An 18,456-nucleotide genomic window follows, 5' to 3' on the forward strand; every position below is an offset into this window, starting at 1 on the left:
AATCCAAGGATGACTCGCCAGATAGCTGACAAGATTCGCCAGATCGTTTGGCAATTCGCCAACTACGCTGTCAAGCGACAACCGCTTCTATTTGGCAAGCATTCAGGAAATGCTGCTACGGCCGATAGCGGATCTTACGTAAGGTTGATCCGCCCAGAGACGATCCGAACCTCTACGCCTCGGGAGCGACAAGAAACGTCTTCAATTTCCCTAAACCTCCGCCACCGGAGCCGCGAACTGCGCCGCGTACAGCGCCGCATACGCACCGCCGGCGGCCAGCAGCTCAGCATGGTTTCCCTGCTCCACGATCTGCCCGGCCTCCATCACCAGGATGAGGTCGGCGTCGCGGATGGTGGAGAGCCGGTGCGCAATGACAAACGAAGTCCGGTCGCTCCTCAAAGCGCTCATCGCCTTCTGCACCAGCACCTCGGTCCGGGTGTCCACCGAGCTTGTGGCCTCGTCCAGAATCAGCACGGACGGGCGGGCCAGGAACGCGCGGGCAATGGTGAGCAGCTGCTTCTCCCCGGCGGACACATTGCCGCCTTCGTCGTCGAGCACGGTGTCGTAGCCTTCCGGCAGGGACCGGACGAACCGGTCGACGTAGGTGGCCTGCGCCGCCTCCAGGATCTCCTCCTCCGAGGCGCCGGGCCGGCCGTAGGCGATGTTGTCCCGGATGGTGCCGCCGAACAGCCAGGTGTCCTGCAGCACCATGCCCATCCGCGAGCGCAGCTCGTTGCGGGTCATCGCGGTGACGTCCACGCCGTCGAGCGTGATCCGCCCGGCGTCGAGTTCGTAGAAGCGCATCATCAGGTTCACCAGTGTGGTCTTGCCGGCCCCGGTGGGGCCGACGATCGCCACGGTCTGCCCCGGCTCGGCCACGAGGCTGAGATCGGCAATCAGCGGCTTGTCCGGGGCGTAGGCGAAGGAGACGTTCTCGAACACCAGCTTCCCCCGGGTCGCCGCCGGAGCCACCCCGGGAATAGGGTCCGGCGACTGCTCCTCGGTGTCCAGCAGCTCGAAGACCCGCTCGGCCGAGGCCACGCCGGACTGCAGCAGGTTCGCCATCGACCCCAGCTGGGCCAGCGGCTGGGTGAACTGCCGCGAGTACTGGATGAACGCCTGCACGTCGCCCAGCTGCATCGCCCCGGAGGCCACCTGCAGGCCGCCCACCACGGCGATCCCCACATAGACCAGGTTCCCGATGAACGTCATGGCCGGCATGATCAGGCCGGAGATGAACTGCGCGCCGAAGCTGGCCTCGTACAGTTCCGCGTTCTTTTGCCGGAACCGCTCCTCCACCTCCCGCTGCCGGCCGAAGACCTTCACCAGCGCGTGCCCGGTGTAGGTCTCCTCGATCTGGCCGTTCAGCTCCCCGGTGTGCTTCCACTGCGCCACGAACAGCTTCTGCGATCTCTTGGCGATCAGGGCGGTCGTCACGAGCGTCAGCGGCACGGTGACCAGCGCGATCAGGGCGAGGGTGGGCGAGAGGATGAACATCATGATCAGCACGCCCAGCACGGTCAGCAGGGAGGTGACCGCCTGGCTGATGGACTGCTGCAGGCTCTGCGAGATGTTGTCGACGTCGTTGGTGACCCGGCTGAGCAGCTCGCCGCGCTGCACCGAATCGAAGTAGCGCAGCGGCAGCCGGTTGATTTTGGCCTCGATCCGTTCGCGCAGCCGGAACATGGTGCGCTGCACGACGCCGTTGAGCACGTACGCCTGGATCCAGCTGAACGCCGAGGCCAGCACGTACAGGACCAGCGCCCAGAGCAGCACGGTGGCGAGGGCTGTGAAGTCGATCCCCATGCCGGGCGTCAGCGTCATGGCACTGAGCATGTCCGCTTTCTGGTTCTCCCCCGCGGCGCGCAGCCCGGCGATCAGCTGTTCCTGGCTCACCCCCGCCGGGAGCTGCTTGGACACGACGCCGGAGAAAATCAGGTTGGTGCCCTCGCCGAGGAGCCGCGGCCCGATCACCGAGAACGTCACGCTCACGACGGCGAGCACCAGGACCAGCACCAGCCACATCCGCTCGGGCCGCAGCTGACCCAGCAGCCGTTTCGCGGACGGGCCGAAGTTCATCGCCTTCTCCGCCGGCACGTTCATCCCGGCAAACGGCCCGCCATGGCCGGGGCCGCCGCGCGGACGGGGAATGCGTTCGACGGCGGCCGTAGCGCCAGGTGCCCCGGCTCCCCCGCCGGCCGGCTTGGGCTGGGATGCGCTGCGGTTCGGGGCGCTCATGCTGCCTCCTCCACGGCGAGCTGGGAGTTCACAATCTCCTGGTACGTCGCCGAGGTCTCGAGCAGCTCCTCATGCGTGCCGTGCGCGACCAGCCTGCCGTCGTCGATCACGAGGATCTGGTCCGCGTCCACAATGCTGGACACGCGCTGGGCGATGATCACCAGCGTGGCACCGGCGGTGTGCTGCTTGAGCGCCAGCCGCAGCCGGGCGTCCGTGGCGGTGTCCAGCGAGGAAAAGGAATCGTCAAAGATGTAGAGCTCGGGCCGTTTCACCAGCGCCCGGGCAATCGCGATCCGCTGCCGCTGCCCGCCGGAGACGTTGGTGCCGCCCTGCGAAATCGGCGCGTCCAGGCCGCCTTCCATCTCCCGGACGAATTCCTCCGCCTGCGCAATGGAGAGCGCCTGCCAGAGTTCGTCCTCGGTGGCGTCGGGTTTGCCGTAAAGCAGGTTGCTGCGCACCGTCCCGGAGAACAGGTACGGTTTCTGCGGCACCAGGCCGATGTGCCCCCAGAGCAGATCCGGGTGCAGTTCCCGCACGTCCACGCCGTCGATCCGCACCGACCCGGCCGTGGCGTCGAAGAGCCGCGGCATCAGGTTCACCAGGGTGGTCTTGCCCGAACCGGTGGCGCCGATGATCGCCGTCGTCTGCCCCGCCGGGGCGGTGAAGCTGATCCCGGACAGGACCGGCTGCTCGGCACCCGGGTAGGCGAACCCGACGTCGCGCATCTGAAGTTCGCCGCGGCCGGTGCGGCCGGCAAAGCTGAGCGGGTGCTCCGGCGGCCGGACGCTGGATTCGGTGCCCAGCACCTCGCCGATCCGGTCCGCCGAGACCGCCGCGCGCGGGATCATGATCGCCATGAACGTCGCCATCATGACGGACATCAGGATCTGCATGAGGTAGCTCAGGAACGCGATCATGGTGCCCACCTGCATGGAGCCGTCCTGGATCCGGAACGCGCCGAACCAGATCACGGCCACGGACGAGACGTTCAGCACCAGCATGACGGTGGGGAACGCGAGCGCCATCAGCCGGCCGGCGCGCAGGGCGGTATCCGTGACGTCCTCGTTGGCCCGGCCGAAGCGGGCGGTCTCGACGTCCTCGCGGACGAACGCGCGGACCACGCGGATGCCGGTGAGCTGTTCGCGGAGCACCCGGTTGACGGTGTCGATCCGGGCCTGCATGAGCCGGAACAGCGGCACCATCCGGGTGATGATCAGCCCGACGGCCAGCAGCAGCACCGGCACGCTGACCGCGATCAGCCAGGACATCTGCACGTCCTGCCGGACCGCCATGATGACCCCGCCGATGCTGAGCATAGGCGCCGTGACCATCAGCGTGGCGGACATCAGCACCAGCTGCTGGACCTGCTGGACATCGTTGGTGGAGCGGGTGATCAGGCTCGGGGCACCGAAGTGGGTGACTTCCTGTTCGGAGAACGCCGCCACCCGGCTGAAGATGGCGCCCCGGACGTCCCGGCCCAGCGCCATCGCGGCCTTCGCGCCGAAGTACACGGCGGCGATGGTGCACGCGATCTGCAGCAGGGTGACCATCAGCATGATGCCGCCGATGTGCATGATGTAGTCCGTGTCCCCCTTCGCGACGCCCTCGTCGATGATGTCCGCGTTCAGGGTGGGAAGGTACAGCGAGGCAATGGATGCCGCCAGCTGGAAGACGACGACGGCGAGCAGGAGCCGCCGCTGCGGCCGCAGGTATTCGACGAGCAGTTTCCAGAGCATCAGTACTCCAAGCCTCGTGTCACGCAGAGTGATCCGAAGGTCAGTTTACGTCCGCTTGGCCGTGTCGTTTACTGGGAGTTTGCTGTCAACGGGACCGGGATCCGGCCGGCGCGGAGCCGCGGCATGCGCTCCGCCCGGTCCCTAGCCGTTCAGCACGACGTTCGCCGGCGGTTCGCCCGCCAGCATGAGCTCGATCTGCCGCTGGACCAGCCGGCCCATCCGCGGGCGCATGGCCGAACTTGCCCCGCCCACATGCGGGCTGATGATGACCCCGGGGGTCCGCCACAGCGGGTGGTCCTGCGGCAGCGGCTCGGGGTCGGTGACGTCCAGGGCGGCACGGATCCGGCCGGTGGCGGTGTGCCGGACCAGGGCGTCGGTGTCCGCGACCGGTCCGCGGGCCACGTTGACCACCAGGGCGCCGTCTGGCATGGCGGACAGGAAGTCATCGTCGATGAGGTGGCGGGTGGCGTCGCTGAGCGGGACCCCCACGACCACGATGTCGTGCTCCGGGAGCAGGGTGAGCAGTTCGGCGATGCCGTGGACGTGCCCGCGCGGGTCCGTCCGTTCCCTGCTGGCCACCCGGGTCACCGTGGTCTCGAAGGGCAGGAGACGGTCCTCGATCGCCTTGCCGACGCCGCCGTAGCCGACGATCAGCACGCGCCGGTCCGCGAGGCTGGCGGTGGACCGGGTCTCCCAGCGGCCCTCCTGCTGGTTTTGCAGGAGCCGCGGGAGCTCGCGCTGGCTCGCCAGGATCAGGGCCAGGGTCAGTTCGGCGGTGGAGGTTTCGTGGACGCCGGCGGCGTTGGCGAAAACCCGGCCCGGGGGCAGCGAGTCCGCGACGCCGTCGTATCCGATCGACTGGCTTTGGACGAGCCCGGTTTCCACCGCTTCCAGGCCTCGCAGGACCTGCGTGCCGCCCATGTAGGGCGGGACCACAATGTCGAGGCGCGGCCGCGGCGGTTCCCCGGACAGGTCCCACTCCAGGACGGTGACGTCGGGGTGGGGCTGCAGGTACTCCTGCAGGGTCGCGTCCGGCAGGCTCACAGTAATTTTCGGCATAGCTGACAGCCTAATGGTGCTCCCGCCGCTGGCCGCGTCAACGCCGTGCCAGCCACGTCCGTTCCCGCCCCCAGCTGGGAGTTTGCCCTCAGCTTTGCCTTGCTCCGCGCGGCCTTTGGACATGCCCCGCGGCCCGGCATACATTGCAGGAACCCTCCCCCTTTGCGACGTGAAAGGTCCTGCTCCATGAACCCCTCGGGACCATCCGGTCCGGCCTCCGATTCCCGCAACACCCGGAGGAAACTGCTCCTGGTCTGGGCGGCAACGGCCCTGCTGCTGCTGGGCCTGGTGACGCTCGCCGTCGTCCGCACCGGGCCGGCTCCCGGGACGGACTTCCTCGCCGGCCCCCATGACCAGCGGCCCGCGCACCCCGCGGCTGCCCCGGGCACGCATGCCCCGGAGCCCCAGGCCTCTCCGGCTGCCGACCTCGACGCCGAGATCCAGCGGATCCTGGCCGAGAACTCCGGCTACCGGATCGGCGTCGCACTGGTGGACACGCACGGCGGCGAGCCGCGCAGCTACGGCGACGGGTCCGAGTTCGTGGCGGCCAGCACCGCCAAAATCATCACCGCGGCCGCCTACTACCATCTGGTGGAGACCGGCGAGAAGTCGCTGGACGTGCCGCTGGGGAGCTTCGATGCCGCGTTCCAGGTCAAGGCGATGGTCAACGCCAGCAGTGACGACTCCTGGCTGTTGCTGATGCAGGACATCGGCTACCCCACACTGATCGAGTACGCCGCGTCCATCGGGATCAGTTACGACCCCGAGCAGAACATGCTGACGCCGGCTGAGATGGCATTACTGCTCAGGCAGCTGTCCACCGGGAAGCTGCTCAACGCGGAGCACACCAAGGAGCTGCTCGGCTACATGCAGCAGACCAACAACGAACGGCTCATTCCGGCCGCCGTCGGCCCGGACGTCACGGTGCAGCACAAGTACGGCGAGTTGGAGGGCTATGTCCACGACGCTGCCGTCCTGACGTCCGGCGGGCGCTCCTACGCGCTGGCCATCTATTCCTGGGGCGAGGACGGCGAGAGCGAGGAGCGCCTGGCCGTGATCCATCAGCTCACGGAGGCCGTCACGGGGGCGCTGCTGTCGTAGCAGCGCCGTTAGCTGGTGTCCTGGCAACGCCGTTAACGGGCAAAGCCCCCGCTGCACGATGTGCAGCGGGGGCTTGCGTCCAGCTGGAGAACCGGCCTTAGCGGCCGAAGATCTTGGCGAAGAAGCCGGTCTTGGTGCTGACTTCACCCTCGTGGCCCTTGCAACGGTCGGCGCTCTTGACGCCCCGCATGACCTGGTCGACGTGCTGGCCACAGCCAGCCCAAGTGGTCTTACCGCACTTCTTGCATGCAACCTGTCGGCACATCTGGTTCTCCTTTTGGTAGGTCTGTAATGCAACTATACCCCCAGGGGTATCCTTGACCAAAATTCGGCCCCGGGGAACACCCTGTTGCCGGGCTGCGTTGGTTCCGTACAGTGGCACCAGACAATGGCACCAGCGCTGGGCCGCTCCCGCACGACTGACATCAGAACCGTACCGAGAGGACCGCTGACATGGCTTACATCAAGGTTGGAACCGAGAACAGCACCGACATCGAGCTCTACTACGAAGACCACGGGGCCGGACAGCCGGTGGTCCTGATTCACGGCTACCCGCTCGACGGATCCTCCTGGGAGAAGCAGACCACGGCCCTGCTGGGCGCGGGCTACCGCGTCATCACCTACGACCGCCGCGGCTTCGGCCAGTCCAGCAAACCCACGGACGGCTACGACTACGACACTTTTGCCGCCGACCTCGACACTCTGCTCACCACCCTGGACCTGAACGACGCCGTGCTGGTGGGCTTCTCGATGGGAACCGGCGAAGTGGGCCGCTACCTGGGCACCTACGGCTCGGCCCGGGTGGCGAAGGCCGTGTTCCTCGGCTCACTGGAGCCCTACGTCCTGCAGGCCGACGACAACCCCGGCGGCGTGCCGCAGTCCGTGTTCGACGGGCTGCTGGAAGCCGTGACCACCGACCGCTACGCCTTCTTCACCGAATTCTTCAAGAACTTCTACAACAGCGACACCTTCCTCGGCACGCCCCGGCTCAGTGAGGAAGTCATGCGCGCCGGCTGGAACCTCGCGACCTCGGGCGGAGCCACCGCCTCGGCAGCCGCCCAGCCGACCTGGCTGACCGACTTCCGCGCGGACATCCCCAAGATCGACGTCCCGGCCCTGATCGTTCACGGCACCGCGGACAGAATCCTGCCGATCGACGTCACGGGCCGGCAGTTCACCAAGGCGCTGCCCAGCGCCGAGTACGTGGAGATCGAGGGCGCCCCGCACGGCATGGTCTGGACCCACACTGCCGAGGTCAACGCGGTCCTGCTGGAGTTCCTGGCGAAGTAGGTCCTGGAACCGGACGCCGCCAGCGGGCACCCCTTGGGCTCGCGGCGGCGGCCGGGGCCGGCCCGGGGCTCGCGTGCCCCGCGGCGGCGGACCAGGGGCGCAGTGGGCTTGGAGGGCCCGGCCCGGGGCCTCTTGATCATGGCCATGAGGGGGCGGAGAATTAAGGGACCGGGTCCCTCAACGACAGCGAGCGGACGCCGGCTCGAGGCCCCGCAGGGTCGGGGCGCGCTAGTTGAAACTGGACAGGAACGCCGCCCTGACGTGCGGTACTGCCGCAGTCTGATGGGTCGGCCGGACGCCGTCCGGAGCTATAGATTCGCATCCTCAGGCAGAAGAACGAAAACAATGTCCATCCTCAATTCACCAAGGAAATCGCGCCCCCTTGCGGCCAAGCTAGTTTTGATCCCGGCCGTCACCATGGGGCTAATTGGAGGACCGGTCGCCTTGGCCGGGCCGGCCGCCGCTTCAACCTCCGAACGAGGCTGCACCGTGGATCCGCTGAAGCCCACCCAGCAGAACCACAGAGACCGGGACAAAAACACAAAAGTGGACTTCCGGATCTATGTGAACTGCAAAGGCAACAAAACCGTGCAGATCCGCCAGCAGCGCTTTGAAGACGACCGCGGCAGGAATGACGATCTCCTGGGGACGTCCAGGTTCCGGGAGACCTTCGATCGCAGTGACGACTCCGTGACGATCCACAGCTACGACTACGTGACGAATGGCCCCGGTAGCGAGAAGGTCTACCAGCTCGTTTCCTTCCGCGTGCGCAACGGCAACAGCGACAACTGGTCCGATTGGACCCGCTGGGAAATGAGCGACGTAGCCAGGATCGGCTGATCATCCCGCAGCGGATATGACTATGCGCAGAGAGCCAGGGGACGTGTCCCTTGGCTCTCTTTCGCTAACCAGCACCACCCTTCAGAACCGGGCACTGCAGTGGTTGCCGGGGTACGCGCGCCCGGAGCGTGACGCCGCCGGGGGCACCACCCGGCGCCGTCCGGCGGGTGCGCCGGACCGCGGAAACGAGGCCGCCCCGTCGGGGGCTGCCTCCTAGAACAGGGCGTCCGCCACGGCTGCCGTCACCTCGTGGATGATTTCCGTCCGCTCGGGAACGCTGCTCAGGTCCTCACCCTTGGTGTAGACGACGAGGGCGTAGGCGCTGCCGTTCTTGGCGAGGATGCCGGCGTCGTGCAGTTCCCCTCCCAGCAGCCCGTATTTGTGGAACACGGTGACGCCGGCGGGGACGGCAGCGGGGATGAGGGATTCATAGTTGGTGCCCCGCATATAGGACAGCAGCTGCGAGGTGTCCGCCGGGTCCAACAGAGTTCCGGAGTAGAGACCGGCCAGGATGTGCGCCATGTCCGCGGGGGTGAGCGTATTGCTTTCGGGGCTGTAGTCCACGCCCATCGAGGCCGCGTACTCGGACAGCTCCTCGTGGCCCACCGCGTCCATGATCAACGACCAGGAGTCGTTGTCGCTCTGCTGGATCATTGCCTGCAGCTGGAATTCCGCGGGGTAGGCCCCGAGCGGACCGTCGAGGGAGGCCACGCCGGTTTCCACGAGGTGGTAATAGGCCTCGGCGGCCAGGACCTTGGCCGTGCTGGCCGCGACGAACGCCGCCGGGACACCGTATTCGTGGACGTCACTGCTCCCGCCCGCACCGCCTGACAGGTCGAGGAGGGCGACGCTGATCTGGAACTCGGGGTTGGCGGCGATGACGCCGTTGATCTCGGCGTCCAGGTCAGCGTCAATGGCTCCCGCGGCTACAGTTGCGGCCGGCAAGGCCGCAGCCGGCGCCGCAGCGGTTGCCGACCCCGTTGCCGGCGCCGGCGTCTGGACGTTCACCCCGGTCACCGACGCCTGGCTGTTCGATTGGCTCGCAGCCTGGAGGGCCGCCGTCGAACGCGCCTGCGCGGCGGAATAGAGTCCAGCACCGAGCGCCACCGCCAGAGCCGCGGCGCACAGCGCCAAGGCCGCGCGGGTACGGCGGAACGCCCGGAAGCGCGGCCGGAAGCCCGCGATGCCGGGGTGTCGGTAACGGGGCTTCCGTGGTGTGCGTTCTTCCATAGTTGCCCAAGCTAGCCATGCCAGCTATGCCGGAGCTATGAAACAGCTGTCACCGCACCCAGCACTGCGGCTAGGTCTCGTCGTCCCACAGGCCGGCGTCCGCGGCGTCTTCCGGCTTGTCCCCCGCCGCGGGATCACCCTTACCGACATAGGCGGCGGGCACCGTCCCCGCGGCCTGGGTCAGTTGTTCCTCGCGGATGTTGCCGGCCCTGCCGGGTTCGGCGTGTGGCTGGTAGGCCTCGACGGCGTCCGGGTCGCCCGGCCCGCGCAGGCCGGCCGGATCGTTGCTCGGTTCATTCGGATCGCTCATAACACTGCCTTTCATCCGCGGATCGGTCGCTCCCCACACTAACGTGGGGAGCGGAGTGGGTGCCGGCTGGCTGCGCCTGCTTCATGCGGAGCTCTGAGAGCTTCCGAACTCCCCTTAGGGACCGACCCGGAGTTGACAGGCGAAAGCGGGTACGGTTGACTTTTTTGCATATGCTGAAATAACAGTTCCATGATGCGGAATGAATTGTCCGTATAGCCCTACACCGTGGATGCCAGCATCGAAACACAAGGACCTGCCTCATGCACCTTGAACAGTTCAACGCGGCCGGCCGCACGGAGGCTGCCGGTGCCCTGCGCCCCTGCCTGGACATCCAGCGCTGGATCGACGAACTCGCCGACGCGCGGCCCTACCCGAGCCTCGAAGCACTGCTTGAGGCGGGACGCGGCGCAGCCAACCCGTTCACCCCGGCAGAGCTCGAAGCGGCGCTCGCCCACCATCCCCGGATCGGCGAGCGCGCCCGGGGAAACAGCACCGAAGCCAGACTTTCCGAGGCGGAACAGGCCGGGCTCGGCGAAGCCGACGCGGCCGTCGCCGAGGCACTGGCGGAAGGCAACCGCGCCTACGAGGAGAAGTTCGGGCAGGTGTTCCTGATCCGCGCGGCCGGACGCAGCCGCGAGGAGATCCTGGCCGCTCTCACCACGCGGCTCGCCCACACCCCGGAAGAAGAACAGACAATCATTGGCCAGCAGCTGCGGGAGATCGCAGTGCTCCGACTCGAAGGACTGATGGGCCGATGAGCATGTCCCACATCACCACCCATGTACTCGACACCGGCTCCGGCAAGCCTGCGGCGGACGTCCCCGTGACCCTCCACGTGCTCGACGGCGAACGCTGGGTCCAGATTGCCGAGGGCGCCACGGATGCGGATGGACGCATCAAGGAACTGGGGCCGGACCGGGTGCCCTCGGGAACCTACCGCCTGGCCTTCGACACCGGAAAGTACTACGCGGCCAGCGGCACGGAGACGTTCTTCCCGGAAGTGGTCCTCACCTTTGGCGTGGTGGAATCGGAGGCCCACTATCATGTGCCGCTGCTGCTGAGCCCGTTCGCCTACTCCACCTACCGGGGCAGCTGAGCCTCCGGAAACAGGCGTGAGGACGAGGCCCGCGGCGGCGCCGCGGGCCCTTTTCGCGCCCACCACTGCAACGCGGGGTCAGACACGGCCGGTTTCGGGCAGCCTCATGGGCCGCATCTGACCCCGCGTTGTTTGGGTGCGCGCAAAAGCCCACGCCCGACTCCAGGCAGCACTACACCGCCCGACGGCGGCCGCTCGGCTGCCCATCCCCGACCCCAGGCAGGACCAGGCGGCCGGCAGTCACAATCGGTGATTTGGCCCGCGCGGGCCACAACCAGACATTTTTCCTTGACAGTGGCCCGGGTCACTTCTATTCTAAATTTTGGGATCCCAAATTGGGATCCCAAAAGATCGCGATCCGGATCCCGCCCAGTTCTATGCCCGGCTCCTCCGGATTTGGACCCAGGACGCCCCCACCACCCGGCCTCCTGCCCCCGCGAACACCCAAGTCTTTCCCTGCCTGCAATTTTCCTCTCTGCAAAGGAGAAGTTGTGTCTCTTCAGAACACAGAAACCGCAGTACCGCTCCCCGACGACAAAACCGGCAAGGACGGGGTGCAACGCCGCACCAACGTCCGCTGGAAAATGTTCCTGCTCCTGCTGGTCCTCGTCTCCGTCAACTACATCGACCGGGGCTCCATCTCGGTGGCCCTTCCCATCATCCAGAAGGAATTCAACCTCGCCCCCGAGCTTGTGGGCCTGCTGCTCTCCGCTTTCTTCTGGACCTACGCGCTGATGCAGGTCCCGGTGGGCCTCCTGATTGACAAGTTCGGGCCCCGCAAGGTCATGACGGCGTCCTGCATCGGCTGGGGTGCAGCCACGGCAGCCTCTGGCCTGGCCGGGAGCTTCCTCAGCATGTTCATTGCCCGGCTGGGCATCGGCGTCACGGAAGCCGGCGTCATGCCGGCCGGCGGAAAACTCAACGCGATCTGGATGCACAAGTCAGAACGTGGACGCGGCGCCACCATCCTCGACGCCGGAGCGCCTCTGGGCGCCGGGCTGGGCGGCATCCTGATTGCCGGCCTGATCGCATCAACCGGCAGCTGGCGCATCGCGTTCATCGTCGCCGGCGCCGCCACGGTACTGATGGGCCTTGCCGTCTGGTGGTACGTCCGCGACAACCCCCGCCAGCACCGCGGCGTCAACGATGCCGAGGCCGAATACATCGAGGCCTCCCACGCAGCCGAGGACGCCGCCGCGGAGCTCGACGGCAGCAAAGGCAAGCGCGCGCTCCTGCCCTACCTGAAATTCCGCTCCTTCTGGGCGATGTGCTTCGGCTGGCTGGGCTTCAATGGCGTCTTCTACGGGCTGCTGACCTGGGGACCGCTCTACCTGGCCCAGGACAAGGGCTTCGACCTCAAGACCATCGGCTGGTCCACGTTCGTCATTTTCGGAGCCGGCTTTGTCGGGGAAATCCTCGGCGGCGCCATCGCCGACAAATGGCAGTCCACCGGCGCCTCCGCCAACCGCGTGATGCGCACCCTCCTGGGCACCTCCAGCGTGGTCGTGATCGGCGGCCTGATCGGCGTCACCGTCGTGGCCGACCCGACCACCGCCGTCGTCCTGCTGTCAGTGGTCATGTTCTTCCTCCGCTGGGTGGGCCTGTTCTGGAGCATCCCCTCGATCCTGGGCGGCCGGACCAACGCCGGCGTCCTGGGCGGAGCGATGAACTTCAGCGGCAACATCTCCGGCTTCGTGACCCCGATTGCGGTCGGCCTGATTGTGGGCGCCACCGGTTCCTACACCTGGGCGCTGCTGTACTTCGTGGGATCCGCGATCATCATGGGCGTATCCGTCCTGACCCTGAACTACAACAAGCGGCTACCTGTCTAAGCTAGCCACACGCACCTGTTCCTGACGCCGGGAACGCAATGCCGGACAAGAACCGAAAGTGGAGAAACATGCATACCGCAGAAGCGACCCAGGACAAGGAACGCCCCCTCCGGGAGGCTGTCAGGGATACCCTCCGCAACAGGATCTTTGAAGGGCACTACGTTCCCGGCACCAGGCTGGTGGAACGCGACCTCGCGGCGGAATTCAACGTGTCCCGCCTTCCCGTCCGCGAAGCGCTCCGCATGCTGCGCCAGGAAGGGCTCATCAGCGACCGGGGCGCCCGCGGAGCCGAAGTCAGCACCCTGAGTCCCAAGGACGTCGAAGACCTGTTCGATGTCAGGCAGTCCCTCGAAGTCCTTGCCTGCCGCCTGGCCGCCACCCGCGCCACCGCCGAGGACCTCAGCGCGCTCAAGGGTCTGCTGGACGAGGCCGACCGCTGCCTGGCCAAGGGCGCCATTATGGAAGCCCACCGCGCCAACAGCGAATTCCACGATGCCATTACCCGGATCGCGGACAACGGCTTCCTCAAGTCCGCGCTGGAACCGCTCCAGGGCCGCATGCACTGGCTCTTCCGGCACGTCAGCGACCTGCCGGAGCTCATCGAAGAACACCGCGCCCTTTACGCCGCCATCGCCAGCGGCGACCCGGAACGGGCAGCGGCTCAATCGGCGTCGCACATCGGCAAATACCGCGAACAGTTTCCGGAGGATTTCAGCCGGACAGAACCCGCCCTTCATCGGAAGAACCTATGAAACTTCTAGTCATCAACCCTAATATCAGCGACGACGTGACCGCCCTGATCGAAGCGGAGGCCCTGCGCTCCGCCTCCGCCGGAACCGAACTTGTGGTCCGGACCGCCGGGTACGGCGTGGAATACATTGAAACCCGCTTCGAGTCCCTGATCGCTGCTGGAGCCGTCGCCGAAATCATCGCCGAGTACACCCGCGACGGCGGCAGCGTCGACGGCGTGGTGGTGGCCGCCTTCGGCGACCCCGGGATGCCGGCCCTGAAGGAACTCGCCGACGTCCCCGTTGTCGGGATCACCGAGGCGGCACTCTGCGCCGCCGCCCTGCAGGGACACCGGTTCTCGATCATCGCCATCTCCGACCGGATCAGGCCCTGGTACCGGGACTGTGTGGAGCGCTTCGGGCTCGGCGGCCGGCTGGCATCGATCCGCTCCATCAACGAGGCCCTCACCGGCATCGCCTCGGTGCAGCAGGACTTCAAGGCAACCCTGCTGGCACTCAGCCAGCAGGCCGTCACCGAGGACGGGGCCGACGTCGTGATCCTCGCCGGTGCACCGCTCGCCGGCCTTGCCCGCGAACTCCGCGGGCAGATAGGAGTCCCCGTGGTGGACGGCATCTCCGCGGGCATCCGGATGGCCGAGGCCGTCGTCGGCCTCGATTCCGGCCCGCACCGCGCGGGCGCCTTCGCACCTCCCCCGGCCAAGGCCCGACGCGGCCTCAGCCAGGACCTGGACGCCGCCCTCGCCACCGCACAGAACGCCGCCCGCAGCGGCGCCACCAACGCGACCCGCAGCGTCGCCGCCCAGCCGGCTTCGCCCGCACCGGCCAACTAACTACTTCTCTACCTAGGAGGACACCGATGTCCGACACCCCAGAACTCGTCATCGCCCACGGCACCGTGGTCAACAGCTTCGGACGCCGCCAGGCCCACGTTGTGGTCCGGGACGGCCGCATCGACCGGCTCGTGGACGCTGCCGAGCCCGTCCCCGCTGCTGCCCGCGTCATCGACGCCGCCGGACGGCTCGTCATCCCCGGCGGCGTCGACGGGCACTGCCACGTGGCCCAGATAACCGGGCGGTTCCGGACCCTCGATGACTACCGGACCACATCGACGGCCGCTTTGTGGGGTGGCACCACCACCATCATCGACTTCGGCATCCCCCGTGACGCCAGGGAAACCCCGCTCGCCGCCGTCCTCCACAAAAAGGAACTGGCCCGCGAATCCCGGTGCGACGTCGCCCTGCACGGCTCAGTGGTCAGCTGGGACGAAACGGTGCCGTGGCAGCTGGAGCAACTCGCCGCCGAGGGCGTCCGGTCCGTGAAGATGTACACCACCAACCGCGGCACCACGATGGCGGACGGGGACACCATCCTGAAGGTCATGCGCGAAATGGTCCGTCTGGACGGCCTCACCTACATCCACGCCGAGCACGACCCGATCATCGCGGACTGCACCGGCCAGCACGCGGACGACGGCCGGATCGGCGTCGAACATCTGCACCGCACCCGGCCCGAACTGGCCGAAGAGGTCTCGGTCAAGGAAACCCTGGCCATGGCCGAATACACCGGCGCACCCGTCTACTTCGTGCACCAGTCCACCCCCGGCGCCGTGGACCTGGTCAGTGAGGCCCGCAGCCACGGCCAGGAGGCCTTCTCCGAGACCTGCCCGCACTACCTCACCCTTGACGACAGCGTCTACGGCTCGGTGATGCCGGAGTGGTTCGCCTGCTGCCCGCCCATGCGCAGCCCGCAGACCGTCGCAGCGCTCCGGGAACGGCTCGCCGACGGCGCCATTCACACCGTCGCCTCCGACCATTCCTGCTACGACCTCGCGCAAAAGCGGGAACGCACCGACGACATCCGTCAAATGCCGCACGGCCTTCCGGGCGTCGAGACCCGGATGCCCGTCACCTTCACCGCCCTGCTGGGAGCAGCCCGCGGCGGCGAGGCCCGGGTGGAGGACTTCGTCGAAGTCTTCGCCGCGGGCCCGGCCCGCATCAATGCCCTGCCCGGCAAGGGAACCATCGCGCCCGGGTTCGACGCCGACCTGGTCATCTTCGATCCGGCCGAGGAACGCACCGTCGACGGCGGCGCCCTGCACATGGGCACCGACTTCTCCCCGTTCGACGGCCGGACGCTCACGGGCTGGCCCGCCGTCGTCGTCTCCGCCGGGCGCGTGGTGGTGGACAGCGACGGGTTCCACGACCCCGGACCCGTGGGCCGCTTCGTGCCCCGGAACGGTTTCCGCGAGCACCAGTCGTCGCTTTTCGTCCCCAACCCCGCCGCCGTATCCGCCGTCCAGGCCGCCCGTTAGGAGCCCCCATGCCTTCCGCCACCCGCGCCACCCGCATCGGCATGATCGTGCCGTCCTCCAACACCTGCCTCGAACCGCAAAGCTACCGGATCCTGGGCGGCCGCGACGATGTCACCATCCACTTCGCCAGGATCCCGGTCACCCGGATTGCCCTGGACAAATCCTCGGACAAACAGTTCGATGCCGCCGTCATGCGGTCGGCCGCAGAACTCCTTGCCACCGCCGATGTGGACGTCATCGCTTGGAACGGCACCTCAGGCTCCTGGCTCGGCGCCGGCCACGACCGCCGGCTCGTGCAGGACATCACGGACGCCACGGGCATTCCGGCCACCACCTCCACCCTGGCTTACATGGAGGCGTTCCGGACCTTCGGAACCGAACGCATCGGGCTGTTCACCCCCTACACCGGGGACGTCAACGAACAGATCATGGCGTCCTATGAACGGGACGGCATCAAGACCCTGGACCACCGGTACCTGGGCCTGAGCAACAACGAGTCGTTCGCCCGCGTCACGGATGCGGAGATGCGCCCGGGCTCGCTGGAGCTGGCCGCGGCCCGGCCGGACGCCATCATCTACCTCTGCACCAACCTCTACGGCGCCAACATCAGCGCCGAAATCGAGGCCGAGACGGGCGTTCCCGTCCTGGACTCGGTGGCCGTGACCCTGTGGCACTGCCTCAAGATGGCGGGCGCCCCGCTGCTGGCCCCGCGCTGGGGCAGGCTCCTGGTGGACTGAGGCGCCCAAGGACCCTGATCCAACCTGAAGAAGGAAATAACCGCATGAAATTTGCACGCCTCGGCGCCGTCGGGGCCGAAACTCCCGCCATCGTGGACGGTGGCACGTTCTACTCCCTGGCCGGGCTGACCCCGGACCTTGACGCGGACTTCTGGTCCTCGGGCGGTCCCGCCCGCGCAGCAGCCGCCCTGGCTGCCGGGGAACTGCCGGAAATGGATGCAGCGAACCTCCGCATCGGTGCACCCATCACCCGGCCTTCTTCCGTGTTCGGCATCGGATTGAACTACGCCGCACACGCCGCTGAGTCGGGCGCCGAACCCCCCATTGCACCGGTCCTGTTCCAGAAGGCTGCCAACACTGTCGCGGGACCCAACGACGCCGTCGCCATCCCCCGCGGTTCCACCAAAACGGACTGGGAGGTCGAATTGGGCGTAGTCATCGGCACCCGCGCGTCCTACCTCGAGTCACCATCGGATGCACTCAGCCACATCGCCGGCTTCGTCACGGTCAACGACCTGTCCGAGCGGACCTTCCAGCTGGAAAGTTCCGGTGGTCAGTGGTCCAAGGGCAAGAGCTGCGCCGGATTCTGCCCCACCGGTCCGTTCCTGGTCACCCCTGAGGAGGTGGACGCAGGCGACCTCCAGCTGCGCAGCTGGGTAAATGGCGAACCGCGCCAGGACTCCACCACACAAGACCTGATCTTCGACGTGGCCACCATTATCCATAACCTCAGCCAGTACCTGGTCCTGGAACCGGGCGACCTGATCTGCACCGGCACTCCGGAGGGCGTGGCCCTGTCCGGACGCTTCCCGTATCTGAAAGCCGGGGACGTCGTGGAGATAGAGGTGTCCGGCCTTGGACGCCAGCGCCAGGAATTCATCCAGGCGTGAACCTGGCCCGGGTTTCTGTCCCCGGCCGCATGCCCTGTCGACCCGGAGGGCCAGCGTCCGGACGGCCATCCATGAGAGTAGCTCACCATGCCATACCTGTGTCTCCTTCTGTCAGGAGCGGCTCTTCTGATTAATGGGCTGGCCGCACTCGGCCGCATCCCCCTGCGGGATTCGGCGGTCTTCAGCTTGCTGATCGGCACCACCCAGCTTGTGCTGGGTGCCGTCTACGCCGGCACTGCCGGTGGCGGTGACCCCCGGTTGCTTCCTGGTGCGTCCGGAATGATCCTCTTCGGGTTGACATATTTGTATGTTGGCCTGGACGTTCTCCTGCAGCTCGGGTCCAAAGGACTGGGGTGGTTCAGTGGTTTGGTCGGTGCATTCGGGATTCTGCTCGCGATGTTATGGTTCCCGGACGACCCGCTGCTGAGTGTCCTGTGGCTGAGTTGGGCATTTCTGTGGATCCTGTTCTTCGTCCGGCTGGCGCTCGGATGCGAGGGTCTGGCGCCCTTTATCGGCTGGGCTCTAGTACTGACCAGCCAGGTGACAGCCACAATTCCGGCGTTCGTGGGGCTGGTGGGGCACTGGCCCTACGACCGAGGTATCGCTGGGGGTACAGCTGCAGCAGTCGGGGTGCTCCTCGTGGTGGCAGGCGTTCTCGGGCGGCGCCAGGGCCAAGGCCCCGCAGCATGGGCCAGGCCCGAAGCGGCCGGGCGCCGGTCTCGCAATTCCACGGAGCCCCTTTCCCACGCCATCGAACCAACCAGAACCAGGGGATGATTCGCGCCGGGAAGGTCAGACCGAAAGGCTCGGTGCCGCAGTCACAATCCGTCCACAGGCTTTCGGGAAGCCTTGCTGGGCGCTGGCCTCTTTGACTGCCCGCAATCGCCTGAGTATTCTCGAAATGCAAGAAAGTTTTCTCACAGAATGAAAACTTGAGCCGACCATTCAACGACGAAAAGAGGTTGGACGTGGCTGCAGGAGAAGAGACCTCCCATATCCTCAGCGGGTTGACTAACCAGCTGCCTGATCGTGATCCG

Annotated in this window: 19 protein-coding genes; 13 read left to right on the plus strand and 6 right to left on the minus strand. The window is 66.9% G+C overall.

What is annotated here, in order from left to right; genetic code table 11:
* Positions 1-210: 210 nt before the first annotated feature.
* The 3 genes from BJQ90_RS05060 to BJQ90_RS05070 all read right to left on the minus strand — a co-directional run bounded on the left by BJQ90_RS05060 (position 211) and on the right by BJQ90_RS05070 (position 5,033).
* Positions 211-2,238 (minus strand): ABC transporter ATP-binding protein, encoded by a 2,028-nt coding sequence (locus tag BJQ90_RS05060; RefSeq protein WP_319004604.1) that lies wholly within the window; start codon positions 2,236-2,238, stop codon positions 211-213.
* Complete coding sequence (locus BJQ90_RS05065; protein WP_226759217.1) at positions 2,235-3,974, minus strand: ABC transporter ATP-binding protein; 1,740 nt, start codon at positions 3,972-3,974, stop codon at positions 2,235-2,237. Before BJQ90_RS05065 ends, BJQ90_RS05060 begins: the two co-directional genes overlap by 4 nt.
* Before the next feature lie 141 nt (positions 3,975-4,115).
* Positions 4,116-5,033, minus strand: coding sequence for a 2-hydroxyacid dehydrogenase (locus BJQ90_RS05070; RefSeq protein WP_226759218.1), 918 nt, complete (start codon positions 5,031-5,033; stop codon positions 4,116-4,118).
* A gap of 186 nt (positions 5,034-5,219) precedes the next feature.
* On the opposite strand from BJQ90_RS05070, the gene BJQ90_RS05075 reads away from it, so the two are divergent.
* Entirely contained in the window at positions 5,220-6,134 is a 915-nt protein-coding gene (locus BJQ90_RS05075; protein WP_226759219.1) for a serine hydrolase, read from the plus strand.
* A 97-nt stretch (positions 6,135-6,231) separates the two neighbouring features.
* On the opposite strand, the gene BJQ90_RS05080 is transcribed toward BJQ90_RS05075, so the two are convergent.
* Positions 6,232-6,399, minus strand: a complete 168-nt coding sequence (locus BJQ90_RS05080; RefSeq protein WP_226759220.1) for a hypothetical protein — start codon at positions 6,397-6,399, stop codon at positions 6,232-6,234.
* A gap of 188 nt (positions 6,400-6,587) precedes the next feature.
* Here BJQ90_RS05080 and BJQ90_RS05085 point away from each other — a divergent pair, with 188 nt between their 5' ends.
* Positions 6,588-7,424, plus strand: coding sequence for an alpha/beta fold hydrolase (locus BJQ90_RS05085; RefSeq protein ID WP_226759221.1), 837 nt, complete (start codon positions 6,588-6,590; stop codon positions 7,422-7,424).
* 345 nt (positions 7,425-7,769) lie between these two features.
* Positions 7,770-8,264: a hypothetical protein gene (locus tag BJQ90_RS05090; protein WP_226759222.1), complete on the plus strand. Its 495-nt coding sequence runs from the start codon at positions 7,770-7,772 to the stop codon at positions 8,262-8,264.
* Positions 8,265-8,477: 213 nt separating this feature from the next.
* Here the strand turns inward: BJQ90_RS05090 and BJQ90_RS05095 are convergent, their stop codons facing one another.
* Positions 8,478-9,209 carry a serine hydrolase gene (locus tag BJQ90_RS05095; protein ID WP_226759223.1) on the minus strand — a complete coding sequence of 244 codons (732 nt, stop codon included), beginning with the start codon at positions 9,207-9,209 and terminating at the stop codon, positions 8,478-8,480.
* On the opposite strand from BJQ90_RS05095, the gene BJQ90_RS05100 reads away from it, so the two are divergent.
* A complete protein-coding gene (locus BJQ90_RS05100; protein ID WP_226759224.1) occupies positions 9,178-9,351 on the plus strand; it encodes a hypothetical protein in 174 nt (57 codons plus the stop codon). The genes BJQ90_RS05095 and BJQ90_RS05100 overlap by 32 nt on opposite strands.
* Positions 9,352-9,564: 213 nt before the next feature.
* On the opposite strand, the gene BJQ90_RS05105 is transcribed toward BJQ90_RS05100, so the two are convergent.
* Entirely contained in the window at positions 9,565-9,804 is a 240-nt protein-coding gene (locus BJQ90_RS05105) for a hypothetical protein (RefSeq protein ID WP_226759225.1), read from the minus strand.
* Positions 9,805-10,064: 260 nt separating this feature from the next.
* On the opposite strand from BJQ90_RS05105, the gene uraD reads away from it, so the two are divergent.
* The 9 genes from uraD to BJQ90_RS05150 all read left to right on the plus strand — a co-directional run bounded on the left by uraD (position 10,065) and on the right by BJQ90_RS05150 (position 18,196).
* Complete coding sequence (gene uraD / locus BJQ90_RS05110) at positions 10,065-10,562, plus strand: 2-oxo-4-hydroxy-4-carboxy-5-ureidoimidazoline decarboxylase (protein WP_226759226.1); 498 nt, start codon at positions 10,065-10,067, stop codon at positions 10,560-10,562.
* Entirely contained in the window at positions 10,559-10,900 is a 342-nt protein-coding gene (uraH, locus tag BJQ90_RS05115; RefSeq protein WP_226759227.1) for a hydroxyisourate hydrolase, read from the plus strand. Before uraD ends, uraH begins: the two co-directional genes overlap by 4 nt.
* Positions 10,901-11,391: 491 nt before the next feature.
* Entirely contained in the window at positions 11,392-12,732 is a 1,341-nt protein-coding gene (locus BJQ90_RS05120; protein WP_226759228.1) for an MFS transporter, read from the plus strand.
* Between the two features lie 68 nt (positions 12,733-12,800).
* Positions 12,801-13,484 (plus strand): GntR family transcriptional regulator, encoded by a 684-nt coding sequence (locus tag BJQ90_RS05125; protein WP_226759229.1) that lies wholly within the window; start codon positions 12,801-12,803, stop codon positions 13,482-13,484.
* Positions 13,481-14,311, plus strand: a complete 831-nt coding sequence (locus BJQ90_RS05130) for an aspartate/glutamate racemase family protein (protein WP_226759230.1) — start codon at positions 13,481-13,483, stop codon at positions 14,309-14,311. Before BJQ90_RS05125 ends, BJQ90_RS05130 begins: the two co-directional genes overlap by 4 nt.
* 26 nt (positions 14,312-14,337) lie before the next feature.
* Positions 14,338-15,792, plus strand: coding sequence for an amidohydrolase family protein (locus BJQ90_RS05135; protein WP_226759231.1), 1,455 nt, complete (start codon positions 14,338-14,340; stop codon positions 15,790-15,792).
* Positions 15,793-15,800: 8 nt separating this feature from the next.
* On the plus strand, positions 15,801-16,529 hold the full coding sequence (locus BJQ90_RS05140) for an aspartate/glutamate racemase family protein (protein ID WP_226759232.1): 729 nt from the start codon (positions 15,801-15,803) through the stop codon (positions 16,527-16,529).
* Positions 16,530-16,573: 44 nt separating this feature from the next.
* Entirely contained in the window at positions 16,574-17,419 is an 846-nt protein-coding gene (locus BJQ90_RS05145; protein WP_226759233.1) for a fumarylacetoacetate hydrolase family protein, read from the plus strand.
* 87 nt (positions 17,420-17,506) lie between these two features.
* Entirely contained in the window at positions 17,507-18,196 is a 690-nt protein-coding gene (locus BJQ90_RS05150; protein ID WP_226759234.1) for an AmiS/UreI family transporter, read from the plus strand.
* Positions 18,197-18,456 lie beyond the last annotated feature (260 nt).

Origin of the sequence: Arthrobacter sp. SO3, assembly GCF_020532825.1 — a bacterium.
Taxonomy (GTDB): Bacteria; Actinomycetota; Actinomycetes; order Actinomycetales; family Micrococcaceae; genus Arthrobacter.